Source organism: Zhengella sp., assembly GCF_041397485.1.
Taxonomy (GTDB): domain Bacteria; phylum Pseudomonadota; class Alphaproteobacteria; order Rhizobiales; family Rhizobiaceae; genus Zhengella.
The window spans coordinates 402,789-425,362 of sequence record NZ_JAWKWO010000003.1; the positions used below are offsets into that span (position 1 = coordinate 402,789).

General features: G+C 64.6%; 18 protein-coding genes and 1 pseudogene. 14 read left to right on the forward strand and 5 right to left on the reverse strand.

Features of this window, described 5'->3' with window-relative positions; genetic code table 11:
- Positions 1-33: 33 nt before the first annotated feature.
- Positions 34-981 carry an AEC family transporter gene (locus R3D65_RS11560; protein WP_371275368.1) on the forward strand — a complete coding sequence of 316 codons (948 nt, stop codon included), beginning with the start codon at positions 34-36 and terminating at the stop codon, positions 979-981.
- A gap of 154 nt (positions 982-1,135) precedes the next feature.
- Entirely contained in the window at positions 1,136-2,593 is a 1,458-nt protein-coding gene (locus R3D65_RS11565; protein ID WP_371275369.1) for an NAD-dependent succinate-semialdehyde dehydrogenase, read from the forward strand.
- 6 nt (positions 2,594-2,599) lie between these two features.
- Here R3D65_RS11565 and R3D65_RS11570 read toward each other — a convergent pair whose 3' ends face one another.
- Positions 2,600-3,373 (reverse strand): hypothetical protein, encoded by a 774-nt coding sequence (locus R3D65_RS11570; protein WP_371275370.1) that lies wholly within the window; start codon positions 3,371-3,373, stop codon positions 2,600-2,602.
- 44 nt (positions 3,374-3,417) lie between these two features.
- Positions 3,418-3,869, reverse strand: a pseudogene (locus R3D65_RS11575) (Lrp/AsnC ligand binding domain-containing protein).
- A gap of 130 nt (positions 3,870-3,999) precedes the next feature.
- Between R3D65_RS11575 and putA the strand changes: the two are divergent.
- On the forward strand, positions 4,000-7,620 hold the full coding sequence (gene putA, locus R3D65_RS11580; protein WP_371275371.1) for a bifunctional proline dehydrogenase/L-glutamate gamma-semialdehyde dehydrogenase PutA: 3,621 nt from the start codon (positions 4,000-4,002) through the stop codon (positions 7,618-7,620).
- Between the two features lie 99 nt (positions 7,621-7,719).
- Positions 7,720-8,454: a sulfite exporter TauE/SafE family protein gene (locus tag R3D65_RS11585; protein WP_371275372.1), complete on the forward strand. Its 735-nt coding sequence runs from the start codon at positions 7,720-7,722 to the stop codon at positions 8,452-8,454.
- 3 nt (positions 8,455-8,457) lie between these two features.
- On the opposite strand, the gene R3D65_RS11590 is transcribed toward R3D65_RS11585, so the two are convergent.
- Positions 8,458-9,333, reverse strand: coding sequence for an alpha/beta fold hydrolase (locus R3D65_RS11590; protein WP_371275373.1), 876 nt, complete (start codon positions 9,331-9,333; stop codon positions 8,458-8,460).
- A 113-nt stretch (positions 9,334-9,446) separates the two neighbouring features.
- Here R3D65_RS11590 and R3D65_RS11595 point away from each other — a divergent pair, with 113 nt between their 5' ends.
- The 3 genes from R3D65_RS11595 to R3D65_RS11605 all read left to right on the forward strand — a co-directional run bounded on the left by R3D65_RS11595 (position 9,447) and on the right by R3D65_RS11605 (position 13,118).
- The gene (locus tag R3D65_RS11595) at positions 9,447-10,538 is read left to right on the forward strand and encodes a CaiB/BaiF CoA transferase family protein (RefSeq protein ID WP_371275374.1); all 1,092 of its coding nucleotides are present in this window, start codon (positions 9,447-9,449) and stop codon (positions 10,536-10,538) included.
- Positions 10,539-10,617: 79 nt separating this feature from the next.
- The gene (locus tag R3D65_RS11600) at positions 10,618-11,850 is read left to right on the forward strand and encodes an NAD(P)/FAD-dependent oxidoreductase (RefSeq protein WP_371275375.1); all 1,233 of its coding nucleotides are present in this window, start codon (positions 10,618-10,620) and stop codon (positions 11,848-11,850) included.
- Positions 11,851-11,963: 113 nt separating this feature from the next.
- Entirely contained in the window at positions 11,964-13,118 is a 1,155-nt protein-coding gene (locus R3D65_RS11605; protein WP_371275376.1) for a P-loop NTPase, read from the forward strand.
- 21 nt (positions 13,119-13,139) lie between these two features.
- Here the strand turns inward: R3D65_RS11605 and R3D65_RS11610 are convergent, their stop codons facing one another.
- The gene (locus R3D65_RS11610) at positions 13,140-13,595 is read right to left on the reverse strand and encodes an MgtC/SapB family protein (RefSeq protein WP_371275377.1); all 456 of its coding nucleotides are present in this window, start codon (positions 13,593-13,595) and stop codon (positions 13,140-13,142) included.
- A 32-nt stretch (positions 13,596-13,627) separates the two neighbouring features.
- Positions 13,628-14,569, reverse strand: a complete 942-nt coding sequence (locus R3D65_RS11615) for a zinc ABC transporter substrate-binding protein (protein ID WP_371275378.1) — start codon at positions 14,567-14,569, stop codon at positions 13,628-13,630.
- Between the two features lie 209 nt (positions 14,570-14,778).
- Between R3D65_RS11615 and R3D65_RS11620 the strand changes: the two genes are divergently transcribed.
- The 7 genes from R3D65_RS11620 to R3D65_RS11650 all read left to right on the forward strand — a co-directional run bounded on the left by R3D65_RS11620 (position 14,779) and on the right by R3D65_RS11650 (position 22,566).
- Positions 14,779-15,660 carry an ATP-binding cassette domain-containing protein gene (locus R3D65_RS11620; protein ID WP_371275379.1) on the forward strand — a complete coding sequence of 294 codons (882 nt, stop codon included), beginning with the start codon at positions 14,779-14,781 and terminating at the stop codon, positions 15,658-15,660.
- Entirely contained in the window at positions 15,653-16,477 is an 825-nt protein-coding gene (locus tag R3D65_RS11625; protein ID WP_371275380.1) for a metal ABC transporter permease, read from the forward strand. The genes R3D65_RS11620 and R3D65_RS11625 overlap by 8 nt, the downstream gene beginning before the upstream one ends.
- Positions 16,470-16,880, forward strand: coding sequence for a transcriptional repressor (locus tag R3D65_RS11630; RefSeq protein ID WP_371275381.1), 411 nt, complete (start codon positions 16,470-16,472; stop codon positions 16,878-16,880). The genes R3D65_RS11625 and R3D65_RS11630 overlap by 8 nt, the downstream gene beginning before the upstream one ends.
- A gap of 134 nt (positions 16,881-17,014) precedes the next feature.
- Entirely contained in the window at positions 17,015-18,064 is a 1,050-nt protein-coding gene (locus tag R3D65_RS11635) for a cytochrome-c peroxidase (RefSeq protein ID WP_371275382.1), read from the forward strand.
- A gap of 176 nt (positions 18,065-18,240) precedes the next feature.
- Positions 18,241-18,702: a hypothetical protein gene (locus tag R3D65_RS11640; RefSeq protein WP_371275383.1), complete on the forward strand. Its 462-nt coding sequence runs from the start codon at positions 18,241-18,243 to the stop codon at positions 18,700-18,702.
- Positions 18,699-20,981 carry an ATP-binding protein gene (locus R3D65_RS11645; RefSeq protein ID WP_371275384.1) on the forward strand — a complete coding sequence of 761 codons (2,283 nt, stop codon included), beginning with the start codon at positions 18,699-18,701 and terminating at the stop codon, positions 20,979-20,981. The genes R3D65_RS11640 and R3D65_RS11645 overlap by 4 nt, the downstream gene beginning before the upstream one ends.
- Positions 20,982-21,075: 94 nt before the next feature.
- A complete protein-coding gene (locus R3D65_RS11650; RefSeq protein ID WP_371275385.1) occupies positions 21,076-22,566 on the forward strand; it encodes a sigma-54-dependent transcriptional regulator in 1,491 nt (496 codons plus the stop codon).
- The last annotated feature ends 8 nt before the right edge of the window (positions 22,567-22,574 follow it).

Consider the following 22,574-nt stretch of genomic DNA (forward strand, 5'->3'; position numbering starts at 1 on the left):
GCCAGCCCGTTGCGCGGGCGGTACTGCGACGCCATGAACGACTCGGCAGTGACCATATTATACGTCTTCGGGCTGGTCGGGCTCGGCTGGCTGTCAGCGCGATTCGGCGTGCTCAGGAAGGGCACCGGGGAGGGACTGGCCGATTTCGCCGTCACCATCGCCGCGCCGGTGCTGCTGTTCCGCACCATGGCGGGCGCCGACTTCTCCGGCTCGGCGCCGTGGCTGCTCTGGGCGGTGTATTTCGGCGCCGTCGCGCTGACATGGGCTGCGGGGCACGGGACGATCCGCGCGGTTTTCGGCCGGGACAGGCGCGCCGGTGTCGTTGCAGGTGTCTCATCGGCCTTTTCCAACCTCGTGCTGCTTGGCATCCCCCTCATTCTCAGCCTGCTCGGCCAGTCGGGTTTCGAAACGCTGTCGCTCATCATCGCGGTGCATCTGCCGGTCATGATGTCGGCGTCGATCATCCTTTTCGAATGGGCCAGCCGGGACAGCGGGACGGTGAACATGCGCGATGTGGTGCGCACATTCCTGCGCCGCCTCTTCGTCAATCCGCTGATTCTAGGCATCCTGGCCGGACTGGCATGGCGCCTGACCGGCCTCGACATGCCGGCGCCCCTGCCGCGCATGGTGGATGCGCTGGCCGGTGTGGCCGGGCCGGTGGCGCTTTTCGCCATGGGCATGTCGCTGAACGATTTCGGACTGGCCGGAAACCTGCGGGCAGCCGCCGCGCTGGCCGGGCTGAAGCTTTTCCTCATGCCCGCAATCGCGCTCGGGCTTGCTTGGGTCGCCGGTCTTCCGGCGCCCGTGGCAGAGGTTGCAGTCATGGCGGCCGCGCTGCCGGCCGGCGTCAATTCCTACCTGATCGCGACCCGTTTCGGAACGGGCCAGGCGCTGGCGGCCAGCGCCATGACCCTGGGCACTGCCACGGCGCTGTTCTCGACGGCGGTCTGGATCATGCTGGCGCGGGCGGTTTTCGGCTGAAGCGGAACGTTGCAAGCACCGGTCTTGATGGCCGGGGAAATTCGTCGCATCGTCCGCGCCGACGGGATCAAACCGGCGCGCCATCGCGTTGGCCGGTGACGTATTTTTCATGCCGGTGGGCAGGAATGCCACGGCAGCAAGAGGGAGTGAGACCATGCTCAAGAAATCCAGCGCATTCCTGCGCGAGGCCAATTTCATCAACGGGGAATGGGTGCAGGCCGATTCCGGCGCCATGATCGATGTCGTCAACCCGGCCAGCGGAGAGCGCATCGGGGGCGTGCCGAAATCCGGCAAATCCGAAACCCGGCGCGCCATCGAAGCGGCGGAGGACGCCTTCCACGCCTGGAAGAAGACGTCCGCGCTGCACCGTTCGCAAATGCTGCGCAAGCTGCATGATGCGATCATGGACAACCAGGACGAACTGGCCGAACTGCTGACGATGGAGCAGGGCAAGCCCCTTGCCGAGGCAAAAGGCGAGGTGGGCATGTCGGCGGCCTATGTGCTGTGGTATGCCGAAGAGGGGCGGCGCGTCTATGGCGACGTCGTGCCGTCGCCCTGGGCGGACCGGCGCATTCTGGTGACCAAGGAGGCCACAGGCGTCATCGGTGCCATCACGCCCTGGAACTTTCCCTCGTCCATGCTGGCGCGAAAGATCGGCCCGGCACTGGCAGCGGGATGCACGGCAGTGGTCAAGCCTGCCTCGCAGACGCCGTATTCGGGCATTGCCTGGGGCGTGCTCGCCGAGCAGGTCGGCTTTCCCAGGGGCGTGCTGAATGTCGTGACGGGTTCGGCCAGCGAGATCGGCCAGGAAATCTGCGAGAATCCGCTGATCAAGAAGATCACCTTCACCGGCTCGACCGATGTCGGCAAGATCCTTCTCAAGCAGGCGGCATCGACCGTGAAGAAGGTGTCGATGGAACTGGGCGGCAATGCTCCCTTCCTGATTTTCGACGATGCCGATATCGACCGTGCCGTGGAAGGATCCATTGCAGCCAAGTACCGCAATTCCGGGCAGACCTGCGTGTGTACGAACCGGTTCTTCGTGCAGGACGGCATTTATGACGCATTCGTTGAAAAGCTGGCGGCTGCAACCAGGAAGCTGAAGGTCGGCCCCGGTCTGGAAGAGGGGGTGAACCAGGGGCCGCTGATCGACATGAACGCGGTGGAAAAGGTGGAAGACTTCATTGCCGATGCCGAAAGCAAGGGCGGCAAGATCCTGGCCGGTGGCAAGCGGCACGAACTGGGCGGCACGTTCTTCTCGCCAACCGTCATTGCCGAGGCGACCACCGACATGAAGTTCATGAAGGAGGAAATCTTCGGCCCCGTGGCGCCGGTCTACCGGTTCAAGACGGAGGACGAGGCGATCGCCATGGCCAATGATACCGAATTCGGCCTTGCCTGCTATTTCTACACCCAGCACATGGGCCGTGCCTTCCGGGTCATGGAAGGCCTGAAATACGGATTGATCGGCATCAACGAGGGCATCATCACCACCGTGGAAGCGCCCTTCGGCGGCCTGAAGGAAAGCGGGCTGGGCAAGGAAGGCGGCCATCAGGGCATCGAGGATTATCTCGACACCAAATATGTCTGCATCGGCGGACTGGGCCTTTAGGTGAGCCTAGCCTGCTGCTGCCAGCGACAGTGCGAAGGCGGCGAGCGAAAGGGCGGCGGCCATGCGGGCCGTCGCCGCGTGCATGGACGTGCGGGCGGGTGGAAAGCGATAAGCCAGGGCCAGGAACAGCGGAAAGCTGCTGGCGACAACCCCGTAGAGGACAACGCCGGTCAGGTTGTTGAACCGGCTCGCGCTCAGCATCGTTTCCGGCACCACGGCGACGGCGGTTCGCCATGACCCGCCGAAACTGCCGGCAAGGCGCGCATAGGCGGCGTAGATGCCGGCGGAAATGCCGCCGAAGAGCGCAATCCTTGCAGCGAAATCCATCAGCGTGAACACAAGGAGGCGCGGCGGCCGGGCGATGGCGACGGATCGCGCGGCAAGGCCGAGCGCGGTGAAGGAAAGGTAGTTCACCACGAAGGCAACCACGCTTTGGCTGGCAATGAAGCGGCTGACGAAGGCCCACAGCCCGCCGCTGGAACCGAAGGCGGCAAAGTAGGGCGGCAGGCCGGCAATGAACGCCAGCAGCGCGATGGCCGTACCGGTCAGCGTGGCCACAAGAGTGGCGGCAAGGAATCGGCGCATGGGAGTCCGCGGCCCGATCCAGTAGTCGAGCAGACCATGGATTTGCAGGGCAACGGGATCGTGATGGCTGGCGGGAAGCCTGGCGAGAACGGCCTGCGTCCGCTGCCCGGAAAGCACGGCTCCGGCTGCGAGGCGAACGAGCGCGTAGACACCGGCTGCGCCAAGGGCGGCGGCTGCAAGGTCTGTCGGCATCATGGGCGCAACCCTTTCGCGGGCCGGTTCATCGTGCCGGCAGGCTATCACCGCTCCTTGACCGTCTCCATGGCCACGAATGTGGATGTTTTCGAAACATGGGGGAGGGATGAGATCTTTTCGCCCAAGACCGTGCGATAGGCTGCGATGTCCGTGGTGCGATCTTGAGAAGATAATCGAAACTGCCGGCGATCATGTGGCATTGCTCGATCTCGGCAACATTCTGGACGGCCCGGTTGAACGCATCGAGGGCGTGGCTGCGCGTGTCGGTCAGGGAAACCTGCACGAAGGCGATATGGCCCTGGCCCATGCGCTCGGCATCGACAAGGGCGACATAGCCACGGATATAGCCCTCGTTTTCCAGCCGCTTCACCCGCGCCTGAACCGGCGTCTTCGACAGGCCTGCCTGTTCGGCCAGCGCGGCCATGGAAATGCGTCCGTCACGGGCAAGAATCTTGAGAATGGTGCGGTCTATGCGGTCCAGTTGGTCCATAGTCATCAATTTTCCAGTTCAAATGGTGTTTATTTTCAATTAAATTTGGTCGAATAGACTTCCTGTAAGCCATTGGCAAGCCAAAAGGTCTGTGGTCACGTGGTATTCTGGAAAAAACCGATTGTGGAGGCCCGCCATGACCAAGCCTGATCTCGACCACATCCGCGCCGGGATGCGCACGCACATGATCGCCGATGAGAGCGCCGCCGTCATGCGGCTGATCGAGACTGCGGACCTGTCTGAAGGCGACCGGTCGGCGATTTCGGCGCGTGCAGCCGGCCTGGTGCGCACGGTGCGATCGTCCTCGGCGCCGACCATGATGGAAAGCTTCCTGGGCGAATATGGCCTCTCCACCGGCGAGGGCGTGGCCCTGATGTGCCTGGCGGAAGCGCTGCTGCGCGTGCCCGACGCCGAAACCGTGGACGACCTGATCCGCGACAAGATCACACCGCATGACTGGTCGGCGCATCAGGGCCATTCCTCGTCCATCATGGTCAACGCCTCGACATGGGCGCTGATGCTGACGGGCCGCGTGCTGGACGACGAGGAGGAGCGCGGCATCGAAGGCACCCTGCTTTCGCTCGTGCGCCGTCTGGGCGAGCCGGTGATCCGGCGGGCCGTGGGGGCCGCGATGCGCGAGATGGGCGACCAGTTCGTGCTGGGCCGCAATATCGGCGAAGCGGTGAAGCGCGGGCGCGACCTGATCGCCAAGGGCTACCTCTATTCCTATGACATGCTGGGCGAGGCGGCGCGTACGGCGGAGGATGCCGAGCGCTACTTCGACGCCTATGCCGGCGCTATCGCGGAACTGGCGCGGTCTTCCAACAGGCCAGACATTCGCCACAATCCCGGCATTTCGGTCAAGCTGTCCGCGCTGCATCCACGCTACGAGGCGGTCAAGCGCGAGACCATGCTGCCGGAGATGACAGAGCGGCTTCTGGCGCTTGCCAAGGCAGCAAAAGATGCCCGCATGGGGCTCAACATCGATGCGGAAGAGGCCGACCGGCTGGATATCTCGCTGGACGTGATCGAGCGGGTGCTTTCCGATCCGTCGCTCGAAGGCTGGGACGGTTTCGGCGTGGTGGTGCAGGCCTACGGGCCGCGCGCGCCCTTCGTGCTGGACTGGCTTCATGCGCTTGCCACGAAGCATGACCGGCACATCATGGTGCGGCTCGTCAAGGGCGCCTATTGGGACAGCGAGATCAAGCGGGCGCAGGTGATGGGATTGCCGGGCTACCCGGTCTTCACCCGCAAGACCCACACCGATGTTTCCTACCTGGCATGCGCGCGCAAGCTCCTGTCCATGACAGACCGCATCTATCCGCAATTCGCCACGCACAATGCCCATACGGCCGCCGCGATCCTGGCCATGGCTCCGGACAAGGACTGTTTCGAGTTCCAGCGTCTGCACGGCATGGGCGAGACGCTGCATGAGGCGATCCGCAAGGGCGAGGGCACGCGCTGCCGCATCTATGCTCCGGTTGGCCAGCACTCCGACCTGCTGGCCTATCTGGTGCGACGCCTGCTTGAAAATGGCGCCAATTCCTCCTTTGTCCACCAGATCGTCGACGAGGACGTGCCGCCGGAAGAGATCGCCCGCGATCCGATTGCCTCGGTGCTGGAAACGGGGGCTGCACCGAACCCGGCCATTCGCCGCCCGGCCGATGTCTTCAAGCCTGACCGGGCCAATTCGCGCGGGCGCGATTTCACCGATCCGCTCGACCTGGCCGCGATGGAGGCCGCGCGTGCGCCCTTCATGGCGCCGCATCAATGGCAGGCACGGCCCACCGTGCCGGGGCGCGCGGCATTTGGCGATGGATACCCGGTGACCAATCCGGCCGTGCCCGGCGACACGGTGGGCGGGTGTTTCGACGCCACGCGGGACGATGTGATCGCCGCGCACGATGCGGCGCGCGAGGCACAAGGGGAATGGGAGGCGCTGGGCGCGCGCCAGCGTGGCGCCATCCTTTCGGACGCCGCCGCGCTTTATGAAAAGCATGCCGAGGAATTCTTCGCGCTTTGTGCCCGCGAGGCCGGCAAGACGCTGGCCGATGCCATTGCCGAAGTGCGCGAGGCCATCGACTTCCTGCACTACTACGCAGCGCAGGCGCCGAAGACAGAAGCCGGATCGCGGGCGCGCGGCGTGATTGCCTGCATCTCGCCGTGGAACTTCCCGCTGGCGATCTTCACCGGCCAGGTGGCTGCGGCGCTGGTCACCGGCAATGCGGTTCTGGCAAAGCCGGCCGAACAGACCCCCTTGATCGCGGCGCGGGCGGTCGAGCTTCTGCATCAGGCCGGGGTTCCGGCGGGCGTACTGCAATTGCTGCCGGGCGATGGCGAGGCGGTGGGCGCCACGCTGACTGCGCTGCCGGGCCTGAACGGGGTCTGCTTCACCGGGTCGACCGAAGTGGCACGCATCATCGAGCGGCAATTGGCGAAAACCGGTACGGCGGACGCCATGCTGATCGCGGAGACGGGCGGGCTGAACGCCATGATCGTCGATTCCACCGCCCTGCCTGAACAGGCTGTGCGCGATGCCGTGGCCTCGGCCTTCCAGAGCGCGGGCCAGCGCTGTTCAGCGCTGCGCGTACTCTACGTCCAGGAGGATGTGGCCGCAAAGGTGACAACCATGCTGACCGGCGCCATGGAGGCGCTCAGCGTGGGTGATCCGTCGGACATCGCCACCGATGTAGGTCCGGTGATCGACGAGGAGGCGCGCGCTTCCATCGCCGCCTATTGCCAGGAAAAGGCTGGCGAAGGCCGCCTCGTGGCGAAGCTGGACGTGCCGGCAGACGGCCTGTTCGTGGCGCCGCACATCCTTCGGGTGCGCGGAATCGAAGAGATGGAGCGGGAGATTTTCGGCCCTGTCCTGCATCTGGCCACCTTCAGGGCCGATCAGCTCGATTCGGTGATCGCGGCCATCAATGCCAAGGGCTATGGTCTGACCTTCGGCCTGCATACGCGCATCGATGACCGCGTGCAGCATGTCGTCGACCGCATCCATGCCGGCAATGTCTATGTGAACCGCAACCAGATCGGCGCCATTGTCGGCTCGCAGCCCTTCGGCGGCGAAGGCCTGTCGGGCACGGGGCCGAAGGCGGGCGGGCCGCTCTACCTGCGCCGGTTCCGCAAGGTTCCTGCCGATGGCGAGACCGGCGCATTGGAGGGTGATCCGGTTTCCGGACTGCCGATGCCGGATGCCGAGGCGGCGCTGCAATGGGCGGGTCGGACAGACCGGATCGCGCATCTGCGCAAGGTGCTGCGCGGGCGCGCCGCGCCGGCCGTGGCCGCGGCAGCCGGTGTCGACCAGGGGCCTGTCGATCTGCCGGGCCCGACGGGTGAGGGCAACAGCCTGACACTGGCGGCGCGCGGGCTGGTGCTGTGCCTTGGACCTTCGCCGGACGTGCTGCTGGACCAGGCGGTTCAGGCGCTGGCCTTCGGCAATGCTGTCGTGGCCATTGCGCCGGATGCGAACGAGGCCCTCAAACCGCTCATGGGCCAGGGGCTGCCGCTGGCGGTTGCCAATGGCATCGTGGCGGAGAGCCTGCTTGGCGAGGCAAGGCTGGATGCGGTGGCGCTGCATGCCGGTGAAGACGATCTGCGGCGTGTGCGTCAGGCGCTGGCGGCCCGGCCGGGAGCCATCGTTCGGCTGATCGACGAGCGGCTGGCGCCATCGGCCTATGTGCATGAGCGGGCCTTGTGCGTGGATACGACGGCGGCGGGCGGCAATGCCTCGCTTCTGGCGGCGGCGGGCTGAAGAGGCGAGCGGTTTCAGGCGGTTGGGACGACCGCCTGAAGCCAGGGGAAAAGCCACCTGCATCTTGCTTTCGCCGCCGGACTGGCCGATAGGCATGGCATGACCGGTGTCATCCTCGCCATTGTCGGACTGGCCCTGGGCGGCCTGCTCAAGGGAGCAACGGGCGCCGGCGCGCCCATTCTCGCCGTGCCGATCATGGCGATCTATTTCAACGTTCCGGTCGCCGTCGCCATATTCGCGGTGCCCAACCTGCTGGCCAATGTCTGGCAGGCGTGGACCTATCGCAGCCAGCGATTGCCACCGCGTTTCATGATTTCCTTCGCCGGGGGCGGCGCGCTCGGAACCTTCATCGGCACCGTCCTGCTGGCCAACCTTCCGGGCCATGCGCTGACGCTCGTGGTGGCGCTGTCGGTCTTCGTCTATGTCGGTTTCCGGCTGGCGCGGCCCGGCTGGGTGCTGCTCTACCCGCTGGCCGAGAAGCTGGCGCCGTTCTTCGGTACGCTGGCAGGGGTCCTGTTCGGCGCGTCAGGCCTGTCGGCGCCGGTCTCGCTCAGCTTTCTGAACGCCATGAAACTGGAGCGGCGGACCTTCGTCGCCACCGTTACCGTGTTCTTCGTCATGATGGGCGTGGTTCAGATCCCGATGCTGTTTGCCTATGGCATCATGGACGGGCAACGCTTCCTCCTGAGCACGGCGGCAATCCTGCCGATCTTCGCCGGCATGCCGGTTGGCGCCTGGCTGGCGCGCCACATCTCACGCGAGACCTTCGACAAGATCATCCTCGCGGTGCTGACGCTGATAGCAATCCGTCTGCTTCTCCAGGCGACCGGATGACGTTCACGGCGACAGGAAGTCCAGGATCGCCGTTGCCGTGGCATCCGGTGCGGTATCGGGAAAGAAGTGACCGCCGGTCATCGCGCTGCCGGTCACGTCGTCGCAGCAGCGGCGCCACTCGGCGGTGACATCGAACTGCCTGGCCATCAGCCCCTCGGCCCCGTAGAGTGCCTGGACGGGGCAGGTGACGCGCATGTCGCGGCCGGCTTCGTCCATCGGCCAGTCCACCAGCCAGGCGGCACGGTAGTCTGCGCACATGGCCCGAATCGATTCCGGGTCGCGCCAGCAGCGGCGGTATTCGGCAAGCTGGCCGTCATCGAATGCGGCGATGCCGTCCGGCCCCCAGCCCGAAAGGCAGTTCTCGAAGAACAGATCGGGATCATGGCCGATCATCGTTTCCGGGAAGGGGAAAGGCTGGGCGAGAAAGAACCAGTGATAATAGGCGTGAGCGGTTTTGGGGCCACCTTCGGCAAAGACCGTTCGGGTGGGGATGATATCCATGACGGTGAGGGTGCGCACCCGGGCCGGATGGTCCAGCGTCAGGCGGTGTGCCGTGCGCCCGCCCCGGTCGTGCCCGACCAGGTGGAAGCTGTCATGGCCGAGCGCCTGCATCAGCGAAACCATGTCGTCGGCCATGGCGCGGAAACAGTAATTGCCGCTCTCGGGTCCGTTGTCCGGCTTCGACGAATCGCCATAGCCGCGCAGGTCGGCGGCCACCACGGTGAATTTTTCAGCCAGTTGCGGCGCTATTTTCGCCCACATGGCCTTTGTCTGCGGAAAGCCGTGCAGAAGAAGAACCGGCGGACCGTCGCCGGCCGTCACATAGGCGATATTGGCCATGCCGGTCTCATGCCGGCCGTGGCGAAAGCCCTCGAACATGGATCGCTTCCCTCCTCCTGTCGTTCCAAGGCGGGGAAACTAGTCCTGCCCGAGTTGACGGGCAAGGCCGGGCGGTCTTTCCTTGCGCCCGATACCGAAACCGGAGGACTGGAATGCTGGAGGGCGTGCGAATCATCGAGGTCGAGGGATTGGGGCCGGGGCCGTTCTGCGGCATGCTGCTGGCGGATCTGGGAGCCGATGTCATCGTGGTGCATCGGCCGGACGGTTCGATGGCGCCCGGCGCACCAGCGGAGAACCTGCTGGATCGCGGCAAGCGGTCCATCGCGCTGGATCTGAAAAGCGCCGATGACAAGGCCATCTTCCTCGACCTCGTCAAGACCGCCGACGGACTGATCGAGGGATTCCGGCCGGGCGTGATGGAGCGGCTCGGGCTTGGACCCGAAGATTGCCACGGGGTACGGCCGTCGCTTGTCTATGGCCGCATGACCGGATGGGGTCAGGACGGCCCGCGCGCGCTGCAGGCCGGCCACGATCTCAACTATGCCTCGCTTTCGGGAGCGGCATGGTATGCCTCGCCGGCGGGCGAATGCCCGTTCACGCCGCCAACGGTGGTGGGGGACATCGGCGGCGGCGCGCTCTATCTGGCCATCGGCATGCTTTCGGGCATTTTCAAGGCGAGGGTGGGCGGGCAGGGCACGGTTGTCGATGCGGCCATCGTGGACGGTTCGGCGCACATGATGAACCTGCTGATGTCGCTGAAACAGGCGGGCGGCCTGGCGATGGAACGCGGACGCAGCCTGCTCGATGGCCCACACTGGAGCCGGACCTATCGCACCAAGGATGGCGGCTTCTTCTCTGTCCAGAGCCTCGAGCCCAAATTCTACGCCATCCTCCTGGAAAAGCTTGGGCTTTCCGACGACCCGGATTTCCGTCACCAGTTCGACCAGCGCCGCTGGCCGGCGCTGAACCGGCGCCTGGAAGCCTTGTTTGCCAGCCGTACGCGGGCCGAATGGGCGGAATGCTTTGCGGGGTCGGATGCATGCGCGGCGCCGGTTCATGCTCCGCAGGAGGCGATGGACGATCCGCACATGGCAGCACGCGGTGTCTGGCAGGCGCCGGGCGGTGTCCTGCAGGCCGCGGCCGCGCCGCGTTTCGACGGCAGGCCGGCACCCGCGCCGCGCCCTTCGCCCGCCCGTGACGGAGACCGCGATGCCATCCTGGCGGAGGTCGGCCGGGCCTTGTGAAGACTTGCCAAGGGCGCACCGGCATTCCAAAACCGCGCAAGCGGAGACTGGCATGTCTCATCATGAAGGAGAAGCGAGCGTGACGGATCGGATCATCATCGTCGGTGCAGGCCATGGCGGGGTGCAGGCCGCGGCAAGTCTCAGGCAGGAGGGCTGGCAAGGCGAAATCGCAATGATTTCCGAGGATGCGGATCTGCCCTATCACAAGCCGCCGCTTTCCAAGGCTTTCCTCAAGGCCCCCGATGCCGGCCTGCAATTGCTCAAGGGGGAGGGCTTCTATACCGACAATGCGATAGACCTGATGCTTGGCCAGACGGCGATGGGCATTGACAGGAAGGCACAGACCGTCACGCTGGATGACGGGCAGGTCCTGTCCTACACTTGGTTGCTGCTGGCGACCGGAGCCGGGCCGCGGCGACTGACATGCCCGGGGCACGATGCGCGCGGCGTGTTCTACCTGCGCAATGCCAATGACGCGCGAGCGCTGCGCGACGCCAAGGCGCATGCGCAGGACATTGCCGTGATCGGAGGCGGTTTCATCGGGCTGGAGGCGGCGGCGACGTTTGCGCAGGCGGGCAGGGCGGTGACCGTGGTGGAAATGGCCGACCGGCTGCTGGGACGCGCCGTTTCGCCGGAAGTCTCGGCGCACATGAAGGCCTATCACGAGAGCCTCGGCATCACCGTGCTCACGGATACCGGGCTCGAGGCGATTGCCGTGGAGGGCAGCGACGTGGCCGGGGTGCGCGTGGCCGGTGGGCGGGTCATCCCCGCCGACATCGTGATCGCGGGCATCGGCGCAATGCCGGAGACCGGGCTGGCGGTTGCCGCAGGGCTGGACACGGATAACGGCATTGCCGTCGACGGGCGGCTTGCGACCTCTGATCCGGCCATTTTCGCGATTGGTGATTGCGTCAGCTTCCCGCATGCGGCCAGCGGTCGGCGGCTGCGGCTGGAATCGGTGCAGAACGCGACCGACCAGGCGCGCCATGTGGCGAAAACCATGCTTGGCGCCAAGGAAGCCTTCGATGCCGTGGCCTGGTTCTGGTCCGACCAGGGCGAGCGCAAGCTGCAGATGGCCGGGCTTTCCGCCGGGGCTGACCGGCGGCTCGTTTCCGGCGATACCGACAGCGGCGCTTTCTCGGTCTATCATTTCGCCGGCGACAGGCTGCTGGCCGTCGACAGCGTGAACCGGCCTGGCGATCACATGCTGGCGCGGCGCATCCTGGCGGCTGGCTATTCGCCGGGCGACGCGGAAATCGCTGCCGGCGCGGCAGCGCTCAAGGCGGGGCTGCAGGCCCATCACGCCGCTTGATGAGGCCGGCGGGTCGATCAGAATATTCTTCCATAACGTGTGGCTGTTTCGTCATTTCGCCCCATTGGCAAAGCCGCGCATATGACCTATGTCCGGACCAGTTGCAGTGAACGATGGTGAATGCCGTGGCCGATCTCCAGTCCCAAGTCGTCGAACAGCTCAAGCGCGTTGCCGGGCCGGATGGTTCGGGCAATATTGTCGACCTCGGGATGACGTCGCAGGTCGTCATCATCGACGGAAAGGCCTTTTTCTCGATTTCCGTGCCAGCCGAGCAGGCTGAACAGCTGGAGCCGCTGCGCGAGGCGGCCGAAACGGCGGCGTTGCAGGTGGACGGGATCACCTCCGCCATGGCTGTCCTGACGGCCGAACGCAAGCCCGGCGCGGCACCGTCGCAGCCGCCGAAAATGCCGCCGGAGCCGCAGGCACCGCCCAGGCCGGCCAACCAGGCGCCGCAGCCCAAGCCGGCCGGGATTCCCGGCATCAAGGCAATCATCGCTGTCGCATCGGGAAAGGGCGGTGTCGGCAAGTCGACGACGACCGTCAATCTTGCACTTGGGCTGAAGGAACTCGGCCTTGCCGTCGGCATTCTCGACGCGGACATCTACGGGCCGTCCATGCCGCGCCTGCTGAAGCTGTCGGGCAATCCGGAACTTGCATCGGCCAAGAAGCTCAAGCCGATGGAGCGCTACGGGCTGAAAGTCATGTCCATGGGTTTCATGGTGGACGAGGACACGCCGGTGATCTGGCGCGGACCGATGGTGATGTCGGCGCTCAAGCAGATGATGAACGAAGTGGAATGGGGCGAACTCGATGTGCTGGTGGTCGACATGCCGCCCGGCACGGGGGACGCGCAACTGACCATGGCGCAGTCGGTGCCCCTGGCCGGCGCGGTGATCGTCTCGACGCCTCAGGACCTTGCGCTCATCGATGCCCGCAAGGGGCTGAACATGTTCAATCGCGTCGATGTGCCTGTGCTCGGCCTCGTGGAAAACATGAGCTATTTCATCTGCTCCAATTGCGGCGAACGGCATGACATCTTCGGCCATGGCGGCGCACGCGATGAAGCCGGGCGCATCGGGGTGCCTTTCCTGGGCGAAGTGCCGCTGGAAATGACGATCCGCGAGACATCCGATGCCGGCTCGCCGGTCGTTGTCTCGGCGCCGGACGGGCCGCATGCACAGATGTATCGCGATATCGCGGCGCGCGTCTGGGAAGGGGTAACGGCGGCGCAGGGGGCATCCAAGGGGCCGAACATCGTCTTCGAATAGGCCGCGTCCGAACCCCCGGCTTCACGGCTCCAGCCGCTTGATGATCACCAGAACGATGACCGCCATGACCGTGGCGGCAATCGCGACGAGATAGAGCCCGGCACCGACGGACAGGCCGACGGCGCCGGCCAGCCACATGCCCGCACCGGTTGTCAATCCGCGGACATTGCCGCGCGCATGGATAATCGATCCGGCGGCCAGGAAGGCGACGCCCGCAGTCACGGCCTCGATCACGCGAATCGGATCGGTTCGTCCGCCGTCCATGCTGAAGCGTTCAAACAGTTCGAGGGCGATGAGCGTGAACAGGCAGGCGGCCAGCGAGACAAGGATATGGGTGCGCAAACCGGCGGCGTGATCGCGGGCCTCGCGGTCCAGCCCGATGACGGCGCCAAAGGCTCCTGCCATGGCCAACCGCGTGAAAGCCGTGCCTACAGGCATGGCCATCGTGTCGTGAAGGGCGGCTGGCAGATATTCCATCGCGGACTCCTTTCGCAGGCCGCACGGGAGCCTCAGCTCTCGCCGGCCAGGCAATCGTGCAGCGCCTTCGCCATATTGCCGATCAAGGCAAAATAGAGATCGGGCCCTGCCGGCAGGCTCGCGCCGAGCGGATCGATCACACCACTGCGCGCCGGTGTCCCTTCGATAACCGTCTGGATGAGTTTCGGTTCAAACTGCGGTTCGGAAAAGACGCAGGCGGCGGAAAGCTGACCGATCTTGGCGTGAATGGCGGCGATGCGCTCCGCACCGGGCGCATGTTCCGGCGAGAGGGTCACGGAACCCGCGGCCTGAAGGCCGAACCGGTTCTCGAAATACTGGTAGGCATCGTGGAAGACGATGAATGGCCGGTCGCGAACCGGATCGATCTTTGCTTGCACGTCGCCGATCAGGGCGTCGAGGCGCTGGCGCGTGGATGCGGCATTGGCGCGGTAGGTTGCCGCATTGCGCGGATCAGCGGCCGCAAGGCGAGCAGCGATCTCGTCGACCAGGGCCTTGGCATTCACCGGATCAAGCCAGACATGGCCGTCCACGCCATGTTCCGCCTGGCCGTGCCCTTCATCTTCGTGGCCGTGCCCCTCGGCTGCATGGTCATGGCCTTCGGCAGCGTGATCGTGTTCGTTGTCAGGTTCATCCGCATCATGCTTGTGGCGCTCGAAGGTCGTGCCTTCGCGGTAGGGCAGGTGGACGAGACCGGCCACATCGAAAAGTTCGACAGCCTCGGCCTTCGCCGCAATGGTCTCCAGCGGCTTTTCCAGGAAGGCCTCCAGGGTCGGGCCGACCCAGAAGACGAGATCGGCTTCCTGAAGCAGGCGGGCCTGCGAAGGCTTGAGGGCATAGGTGTGCGGCGAGCCGGCGCCTTCGACGATCAGGCCCGGTTCGCCTGTTCCCTGCATGACGGCGGCAACCAGCGAATGAACCGGCTTGATGGAGGCCGCCACCGTGATATCGGCCAAGACAGGGTGCGGCGCGGCGAACGCAAATCCCGAAGCGAGAATAAGTGAGGCGAGGCGCTTCATCTTTGAACCTTTGCAACTGACGGAGGGGCTTATGTAATGTTATTTTGTTACGCGATTGTGTAATTGTATAACGTATGCGATAGAAAGGCGCAAGGGCGCCGGGCAAAAGCGCGGGCCCGCGCAACCGACACCGGAAACCGTTCTTCATGGCCGCATCGCCTTCCAGTCTCTTCACTCTCGAACAGGCCGGGATTTACCGTTCCGGACGCTGGCTGGTGCGCGGTGTCGACCTGTCGCTTTCAGCGGGCGAAATCGTGACGCTTGTCGGGCCAAACGGGTCCGGCAAGTCGACGACAGCCAAGATGGCGCTCGGCATCCTGCGTCCCGACGAAGGTGCGGTGCGGCGGCGCGCCGGACTGGTCGTCTCCTATGTGCCGCAGAAGGTGTCGGTGGACTGGACCCTGCCGCTCCATGTCAGCCGCTTCATGCATCTGACCGGCAAGGTCAGCGAGGACGAGGCAAGGCGGGCGATGGACGCCACGGGCATTGCGCATCTGCACAAGGCGGAGGTTCGCACGCTGTCCGGCGGCGAGTTCCAGCGGGTGCTTCTGGCGCGTGCGATCGCCCGCAAGCCGGACCTCCTGGTTCTCGACGAGCCGGTGCAGGGGGTCGATTTCACAGGCGAAATCGCGCTATACGAGTTGATCGGGCAGATCCGCAACGATCTGGGCTGCGGTGTGCTGCTGATCTCGCATGATCTGCATGTCGTCATGGCAGCAACGGATCGCGTGCTTTGCCTGAACGGCCATGTCTGCTGCTCGGGCACGCCCAAGGCCGTTGCCTCAAGCCCGGAATACCGCCGGCTGTTCGGCCGCCAGGCCGCGCCGGCACTGGCCATCTACGAGCATCACCACGATCACACGCATCTGCCGGATGGCCGGGTGCGCCATGCTGACGGCACGGTCACCGACCATTGCCATCCAGGTGACGGGCATCACCACCATGAGCATCGTCATGGGCCGGACCTGACGCATGGCGGCGGCCACGACGCGCCGGAAGACGGACACGGGACGGGCCGGAATGCTTGACGATTTCTTCATCCGCGCCCTTCTGGCGGGCATGGGCGTCGCGCTCGTGGCGGGGCCGCTCGGCTGCTTCATCGTCTGGCGGCGGCTCGCCTATTTCGGCGACACGCTCTCTCATGGAGCGCTTCTCGGCGTGGCGCTTGGCCTCCTGCTGCAAGTCGACCTGACCCTGGCGGTCTTTGCCGTGTCTGCGCTCGTTTCGCTCGCCCTTCTGGTTCTGCAGCGCAGGGCCAGCCTTTCCTCCGACGCGTTGCTCGGCCTCCTGTCGCATTCCTCGCTGGCGCTGGGGCTTGTCGTCCTCGCCTTCATGACCTGGGTGCGCGTGGACCTGATGGGGCTGCTGTTCGGCGATATCCTGGCGGTATCGAAATCGGACCTGGTGTTGATCTGGGGCGGCGGCCTGGCCGTGCTGGCCGTTCTGGCCGCAGTCTGGCGGCCGCTTTTCGCAGCCACCGTGAACCCGGAAATCGCCGAGGCGGAAGGCATGCGGCCGCAACGCGCCAACATCGTCTTCATGCTGCTGATGGCCGGCGTGATCGCCATTGCCATGAAGATCATCGGCGTGCTTCTGATCACCGCGATGCTGATCATCCCGGCGGCGACAGCCAGACGGTTTGCCTCCGGGCCGGAGCAAATGGCGCTTCTGGCCTCCGCGATCGGCGTGGCGGCGGTTGCCGGCGGCCTGTTTGGCTCGCTGCAATGGGATACGCCGTCGGGACCTTCCGTCGTGGTCGCCGCGCTGATGCTGTTTGCGCTGTCGCTCGTGCCGCTTGGCTACGGGATGGCCGGCGGCGGCAGGAAGGGAGAAGGTCATGGCTGACCAAGATCATGCAATGCCTGACCTGACGCGCAACCAGGCGCTTGTGCTGGAAACCCTGTCGACTTCGGAAGGGCCGCTCAGCGCCTACGGGATTCTCGACAAGCTGCGCGATGCCGGCTTTCGCGCGCCCTTGCAGGTGTACCGGGCGCTGGAAAAGCTGGTGGAACTGGGCATGGTACACCGGCTGGAAAGCCTCAATGCCTTCGTTGCCTGCCGCCATCCGGGTTGCGAGAGCCACGAAACCATCGCTTTCGCGATTTGCGATTCATGCGGTCAGGTCCGCGAGATCGGCGATGCGGATCTGGGCGCGCGCCTGCGGGTCATCGCCCGGCAGGCGGGCTTCCGCCCGGCGCGTTCCGTGGTGGAAATGCATGGTCTGTGCCGCAATTGCCAGTCCGGCTGAGCCGGACGTGTGGCGATGCGAAAATGTCGCAAGGGAATCGTGCGGAAGTCTCTCAGCTCATTGATTTATGTCAATATTCTGAAGTCTTCATGGTGGAGACTGCCCCCGTAACCGGAACCAAAAGGGGGTTCACCATGAAACGGTTCAAAACGGTCTTGCTCGCGGCCGCACTGGCGAGCGCAAGTGCAGTTTCCCTGGCCACGGCGGACGAGTTGCGCGAGAAGGCGATGGAGGCTTTCAAGCCCTTGCCATCAACGGTTCCCGCGGTTGCCGACAATCCGATCACGCCGGAAAAGATCGAACTCGGCAAGGCGCTGTTCTTCGATCCGCGCATGTCGGCTTCGGGCGTGTTCTCGTGCAATTCGTGCCACAATCTCGCGACCGGTGGCGATGACAACATGCCGACGTCAATCGGCCATGGCTGGCAGAAGGGGCCGCGCAATTCGCCGACCGTTCTCAACGCAGTCTTCAACATTGCCCAGTTCTGGGATGGCCGCGCCGACGACCTGAAGGCTCAGGCCAAGGGGCCGGTCCAGGCCGGCGTCGAAATGGCCAACACGCCCGATAACGTCATCGCCACGCTCAATTCGATGCCGAAATATGTCGAATGGTTCAAGGCGGCCTTCCCGGAGGAAGCCGATCCCGTGACCTTCGACAATTTCGCCAAGGCCATCGAGGCATTCGAGGCAACGCTGACGACGCCGGCCCCGTTCGATGCCTATCTGAACGGTGACGACAACGCGATGAGCGCCATGCAGAAGGAAGGCATGGCGCTGTTCATCGACAAGGGCTGCACGGCCTGTCACAACGGCGTCAACCTTGGCGGGAACGGCTACTATCCGTTCGGCCTGATCGAAAAGCCCGGTGCCGACATCCTGCCAGCCGGCGACAAGGGCCGATTTGCCGTCACCGAAACCGCCGATGACGAATATGTGTTCCGCGCCGCTCCGCTGCGCAATATCGCGGAAACGGCGCCCTACTTCCATTCGGGCCTCGTCTGGGATCTCAAGGTCGCCGTGCAGATCATGGGTGAGAGCCAGCTTGGCGAGGATCTGACGGACGAGGAGGCCGACAAGATGGTGGCATTCCTCGAATCGCTCACCGGCAAGATGCCGGAAGTGACCTATCCGGTGCTGCCTGCCGAGACGGCGTCAACACCGCGCCCGACGGGTGAGGTGAAGTAACGGACAACGCGCCCGCACGGCCTCGGTGCCGTGAAGCGGAAAACCGATGCGCAGCCACGCAGCCCATGCGTGGCTGCATTTTTCTTCAATTGCTTGATTTTTATCATTTCAATCAACGCGGTCTTTCCTCATCCTTCCTAAAAGGGTAATGTTGAAACAAAGAAGGGGGATGAAGGATGGTGCGGATCCTTGGTTGTTTCCTGTCGCTGCTGATCCTTGCCTTGCCGGTTGCCGGCCGGGCTGGCGAACTGGAGGTTCGCGCAGGGGGTGTGGCAACAGTCTATTCGGAAGCAGAGCTGGAGGCGCTCGGCATGAGCTCCCTTGTGACCACCACGTCCTGGACCGATGGTCCGCAGTCATTCGATGGCGTTCTTCTTTCAAGGATCGCCGAAGTGCATGGCGTGAAGAACGGCATGATGAAAGTCACGGCCATCAACGGCTATGAAGCCGAACTTGAGGTGTCGGAATTGCTGGCCTATCCGGTTCTGCTGGCCACGCGGCAAAACGGCAAGCGCATGCCGCTTCGCGAGAAAGGGCCTTTCTGGATCGTCTATCCGCGCGACGGATTTCCCGAATTCAATGATGAGCGGCACAATTACAAATGGGTGTGGCAAGTGCGCTCGCTGGAGTTCCAGTGAGCATTCCGCATCGCTCCCGCCTTTTCACTGCCGCCCGCTCTATCGTTTTGCTGTGCCTCGGCGTTCTGCTGGCCTCCACCGCCAATGCATATTTCGCGCTGACGGAGGTCCAGGAGCGGATCACCTACCGGATTCCGGAAAACACCATCTGGGCGGCAACGCAGGCGGAAGTGGAACTGGCCCGGACGCTGGCGCAATTGGCGCCCCGGTCAGCAGGCCTTGCACTGGACGAAAACCTGCCGCTCAGCAACCAGTTCGATCTCCTGTGGAGCCGTGCCACGCTTTACCAGGCAGGCGTTCTGGCCGATGGTGTGCGCGCCGATCCTGAACTGGCGAAAACCTATGCCGATTTTCTGTCCGCGCTGAAGGCGGCGGATGCGTTGCTTGCATCGGCCAGCGCCGGTGACCGGAAAGCCGCTGCGCAGATGCGCGACCTTCTTGTGCCGCACAAGGCATCGCTGCGCAAGCTGACCATGGCCAGCCTGAAAAGCGACAGGGCGGAGCGGCAGATGCTGGCCCAAGATCACGAATTGCTGCAGCAGCAATTGTCGCACTTCGGAACCGCGGCGGCCATTCTGCTGTCGCTCATGCTGGGCTATCTGTTCGTCAGCGAGCGGCGCGCGCGCTTTCACCTTGCCTATGCCAACAAGGTGCGCGCGCATCTGGAAGAAGCGCGGGAACGGGCGGACAAGCAAGCCGAACAGATGCGCCTGCTGGCCCGCAAGGCGACAACCGCGTCGCAGGCGAAATCGGACTTCCTGGCGATGATGAGCCATGACATCCGCACGCCGCTCAACGCCATCATCGGGCTTTCCGACATCATGGAGAAGGAGGAGACAGACCCGCACAAGCGCAAGCACATCTCCACCGTGCTGCGCGCTTCGGAGGGTCTGCTTTCCCTGATCAACGACATTCTCGACCTGACAAGGCTGGAGGCAGGCAAGCTGCGGCTGGAGCCGGCGGAGTTCTCGCCGGTGGACCTGGTCCACGAGGTTGTCGAGGTGACGGGCGTACTGGCCGCCAGGAACCGCAACCGCGTGTCGGTGCAGGTCAATCAAGACATGCCTGAACGGATGATCGGCGACCGCGACCGCATCCGCCAGGTGCTGATGAACCTCGTCGGCAATGCCAACAAGTTCACGCGCAATGGCGATGTGATGATCGCGCTGGATTGTGCCGGAGAGCGCAATGGCAACGGGCTTGTGCGGTTCGCCGTGTCCGACAATGGCGAAGGGATCTCGGAGGGCTTGCGCCGGCGGCTTTTCCAGCCCTTCGAGCAGGGCGAGAACAGCCGGGCAACCCATGGCGGGTCCAGCGGGCTGGGCCTTGCGATCTCGGACCGGCTCGTCCGGCTCATGGGCGGGCGCATCGTTGTCGACAGCACGCCGGGTTTCGGTTCGGTTTTCACGTTCGACATCGAGCTGGCCGTTGCCGGGCCTGAAACGACGATTGACGACGATGCGGGCGCAAACATCCGCCTTGACCTGACCGGCAGGTCCGTCCTCGTTGTCGATGACACGGCGGCAAGCCTTCTCGTGGCGGAAACCATGTTCGCGCGCTTCGGGGCGGCAGTCGACACGGCCATCTGTGGCGAAGAGGCCGTGGAGCTTGGGCTTTCCAAAGCCTATGACCTGGTCATCCTCGATGTGCAGATGCCCGGAATGGACGGGCCGTCGGCAATGAAGGCGATGAAGCGCGCCGGAGCGAGCGCGGGCGCCATGTTCGTGGCGCTGACCGCCCAGAGCTTCCCGCGCGACCGGGCCAGGCTCATCAAGGCCGGCTTTGACGCCTATGTCGCCAAGCCGGTGCGGATGCGCGATATCGAGTTGGCGTTGGGCCCATTGGTGAACGGCCGGAGCCGAGGCGGATCAGCGCAAGGCGCGGCGACGCAGAGCGCCAGCGCGCCGGAGGAAGATGAAGCGCATCTCGATGCCGGTTTACTGCAATCCATGCAGGAGGATGTGGGCGAGGCGACCATGCGTCACCTCGTCAACCAGGTCGAAAGCGAGGTGGAACTGTGTATCGGCCGGCTGGAAGAGGCTTCCGCGGCGTTCAGCGGTGAGGATGTGCGAAAGACAGCGCACAAGCTCGCGGGGCTGCTTGGCCAGTTTGCCATGACGAAGGCGGCGCTGCTTGCGCGCGACCTTGAAAACGCCGCCGGCGAAGACATCGGAATTGACGACATTTCGGAAACAATCGCCGCGAGTCGCAACGGGATTCGTGCTTTACGCGCGCATCTTCATGGCCAAACAATTAACCACGAAGACAAAGCCGCCTGAAGAACTTGAACAAGGGACATTGCGCATTAGAAATTGGTTAATGGCTTACCCGTAACTTCTCGGAGTGCGGAATAACACGCTGGGGGGCGTTGCAATGAAAAACCCGAAGATCCTGGTGGTCGAAGACAGCACGGCGCTTGCGGAAACCTATCGCGGTTTCCTGCGTCCGGTTTGCGGCCAATGCGACCTGGCCGGCACGGGCGAAGACGCCCTGGCGAAGATCTGCGAAACCGAATATGACTGCATCGTCCTTGACGTGAACCTGCCGGACATGAGCGGAATCGACATCATGGCCCGGCTGCAGGAGCGCGGCATAACCACCTCGGTCGTGGTCATCACGGCCAATGCCTCGATCAGCACCGCCGTGGATGTGATGCGTCTGGGCGCCTACGATTTCCTCGTCAAGCCCTTCAATGGCGAGCGCCTGTGCAAGACGGTCGGCAATGCGATCGATGCCCGGCGCGCGGACAAGCCTGCGGACAAGGCACCGGCCAGAGCCGCTGAAAGCGCGCCGGCACCGGCAAGCGACGATTGCGGCGAGGATGCCGGACTGGCCGGCTTCATCGGCCGGTCGCGCGCCATGCAGGGCGTCTACCGCATCCTGCAGCGGGCCGCGCCATCGAATGCCACCGTCTTCGTCACGGGTGAAAGCGGAACGGGCAAGGAGGTCTGCGCCGAAGCGCTGCACCGGCTGTCCGGCCGCGCCAAGGGGCCGTTCGTGACCATCAATGCAGCCGCTATTCCGAAGGATCTGCTGGAAAGCGAGATTTTCGGCCACGTCAAGGGTGCGTTCTCCGGTGCCACGGGCGACCGGCGCGGCGCGGCGCTCTCGGCCGATGGCGGCACATTGTTCCTGGACGAAATCTGCGAGATGGACCTTGGCCTCCAGTCCAAGCTGCTGCGTTTCCTGCAAAGCAGGCAGGTTCAGCGGCTCGGCGAGGACAGGGTGCGCGTCAGCGACGTGCGCATCGTCTGCGCGACCAACCGCAACCCGGTGGAGGAGGTGAAGGCCGGCCGTTTCCGGGAGGATCTGTTCTACCGGCTGCACGTCATTCCGGTGGAATTGCCACCGCTTCGTGCCCGCGGCGAAGACATCGTGGAGATTGCACGATCCTTCCTGCTGCGTTTTGCGGAAGAGGACGGCAAGGATTTCAAGGATTTTTCGCCCGATGCCGCGGCCTTCCTGCTGTCCTATGACTGGCCGGGCAATGTGCGCCAGCTTCAGAACGTCATCCGCTCCGTCGTCGTGCTCAATGACGGTGAGACGGTGACTGCCGACATGCTGCCGCTGGACATGCTGGGAAGCGCCCGGCACAGCGGCGGCGAGGACGGGCCGGCGGCGCCTGAACTGACACGTCCGCTAGCCGAGATCCTGGCAAGGGCGCGGCTGATGCCCGGTGAGGGGGCGTCCGGAGAGATCAGGCCCCTCGACGATGTCATCCGCGCCACGATCGAGGGCGCCATCGAGGCGTGCAACGGTTCGATCCCGCGTGCCGCGGCGGCGCTGGATGTCAGTCCCTCGACAATCTATCGCAGGATGGAGAACTGGCGGGCGGATGAAGGCGACACGAAGGCGGCCGGCTGACGGTCTGT

What these genes read in the sequence shown, in the direction of transcription:
- R3D65_RS11625 (WP_371275380.1), top strand. Translation starts at nt 15,653, where the DNA reads ATGCTTGACGATTTCTTCATCCGCGCCCTTCTGGCGGGCATGGGCGTC.
- R3D65_RS11610 (WP_371275377.1), bottom strand. Translation starts at nt 13,595, where the DNA reads ATGGAATATCTGCCAGCCGCCCTTCACGACACGATGGCCATGCCTGTA.
- R3D65_RS11565 (WP_371275369.1), top strand. Translation starts at nt 1,136, where the DNA reads ATGCTCAAGAAATCCAGCGCATTCCTGCGCGAGGCCAATTTCATCAAC.
- R3D65_RS11640 (WP_371275383.1), top strand. Translation starts at nt 18,241, where the DNA reads ATGGTGCGGATCCTTGGTTGTTTCCTGTCGCTGCTGATCCTTGCCTTG.
- putA (WP_371275371.1), top strand. Translation starts at nt 4,000, where the DNA reads ATGACCAAGCCTGATCTCGACCACATCCGCGCCGGGATGCGCACGCAC.
- R3D65_RS11585 (WP_371275372.1), top strand. Translation starts at nt 7,720, where the DNA reads ATGACCGGTGTCATCCTCGCCATTGTCGGACTGGCCCTGGGCGGCCTG.
- R3D65_RS11560 (WP_371275368.1), top strand. Translation starts at nt 34, where the DNA reads ATGAACGACTCGGCAGTGACCATATTATACGTCTTCGGGCTGGTCGGG.
- R3D65_RS11620 (WP_371275379.1), top strand. Translation starts at nt 14,779, where the DNA reads ATGGCCGCATCGCCTTCCAGTCTCTTCACTCTCGAACAGGCCGGGATT.
- R3D65_RS11650 (WP_371275385.1), top strand. Translation starts at nt 21,076, where the DNA reads ATGAAAAACCCGAAGATCCTGGTGGTCGAAGACAGCACGGCGCTTGCG.
- R3D65_RS11630 (WP_371275381.1), top strand. Translation starts at nt 16,470, where the DNA reads ATGGCTGACCAAGATCATGCAATGCCTGACCTGACGCGCAACCAGGCG.
- R3D65_RS11590 (WP_371275373.1), bottom strand. Translation starts at nt 9,333, where the DNA reads ATGTTCGAGGGCTTTCGCCACGGCCGGCATGAGACCGGCATGGCCAAT.
- R3D65_RS11595 (WP_371275374.1), top strand. Translation starts at nt 9,447, where the DNA reads ATGCTGGAGGGCGTGCGAATCATCGAGGTCGAGGGATTGGGGCCGGGG.
- R3D65_RS11635 (WP_371275382.1), top strand. Translation starts at nt 17,015, where the DNA reads ATGAAACGGTTCAAAACGGTCTTGCTCGCGGCCGCACTGGCGAGCGCA.
- R3D65_RS11570 (WP_371275370.1), bottom strand. Translation starts at nt 3,373, where the DNA reads ATGATGCCGACAGACCTTGCAGCCGCCGCCCTTGGCGCAGCCGGTGTC.
- R3D65_RS11605 (WP_371275376.1), top strand. Translation starts at nt 11,964, where the DNA reads ATGGTGAATGCCGTGGCCGATCTCCAGTCCCAAGTCGTCGAACAGCTC.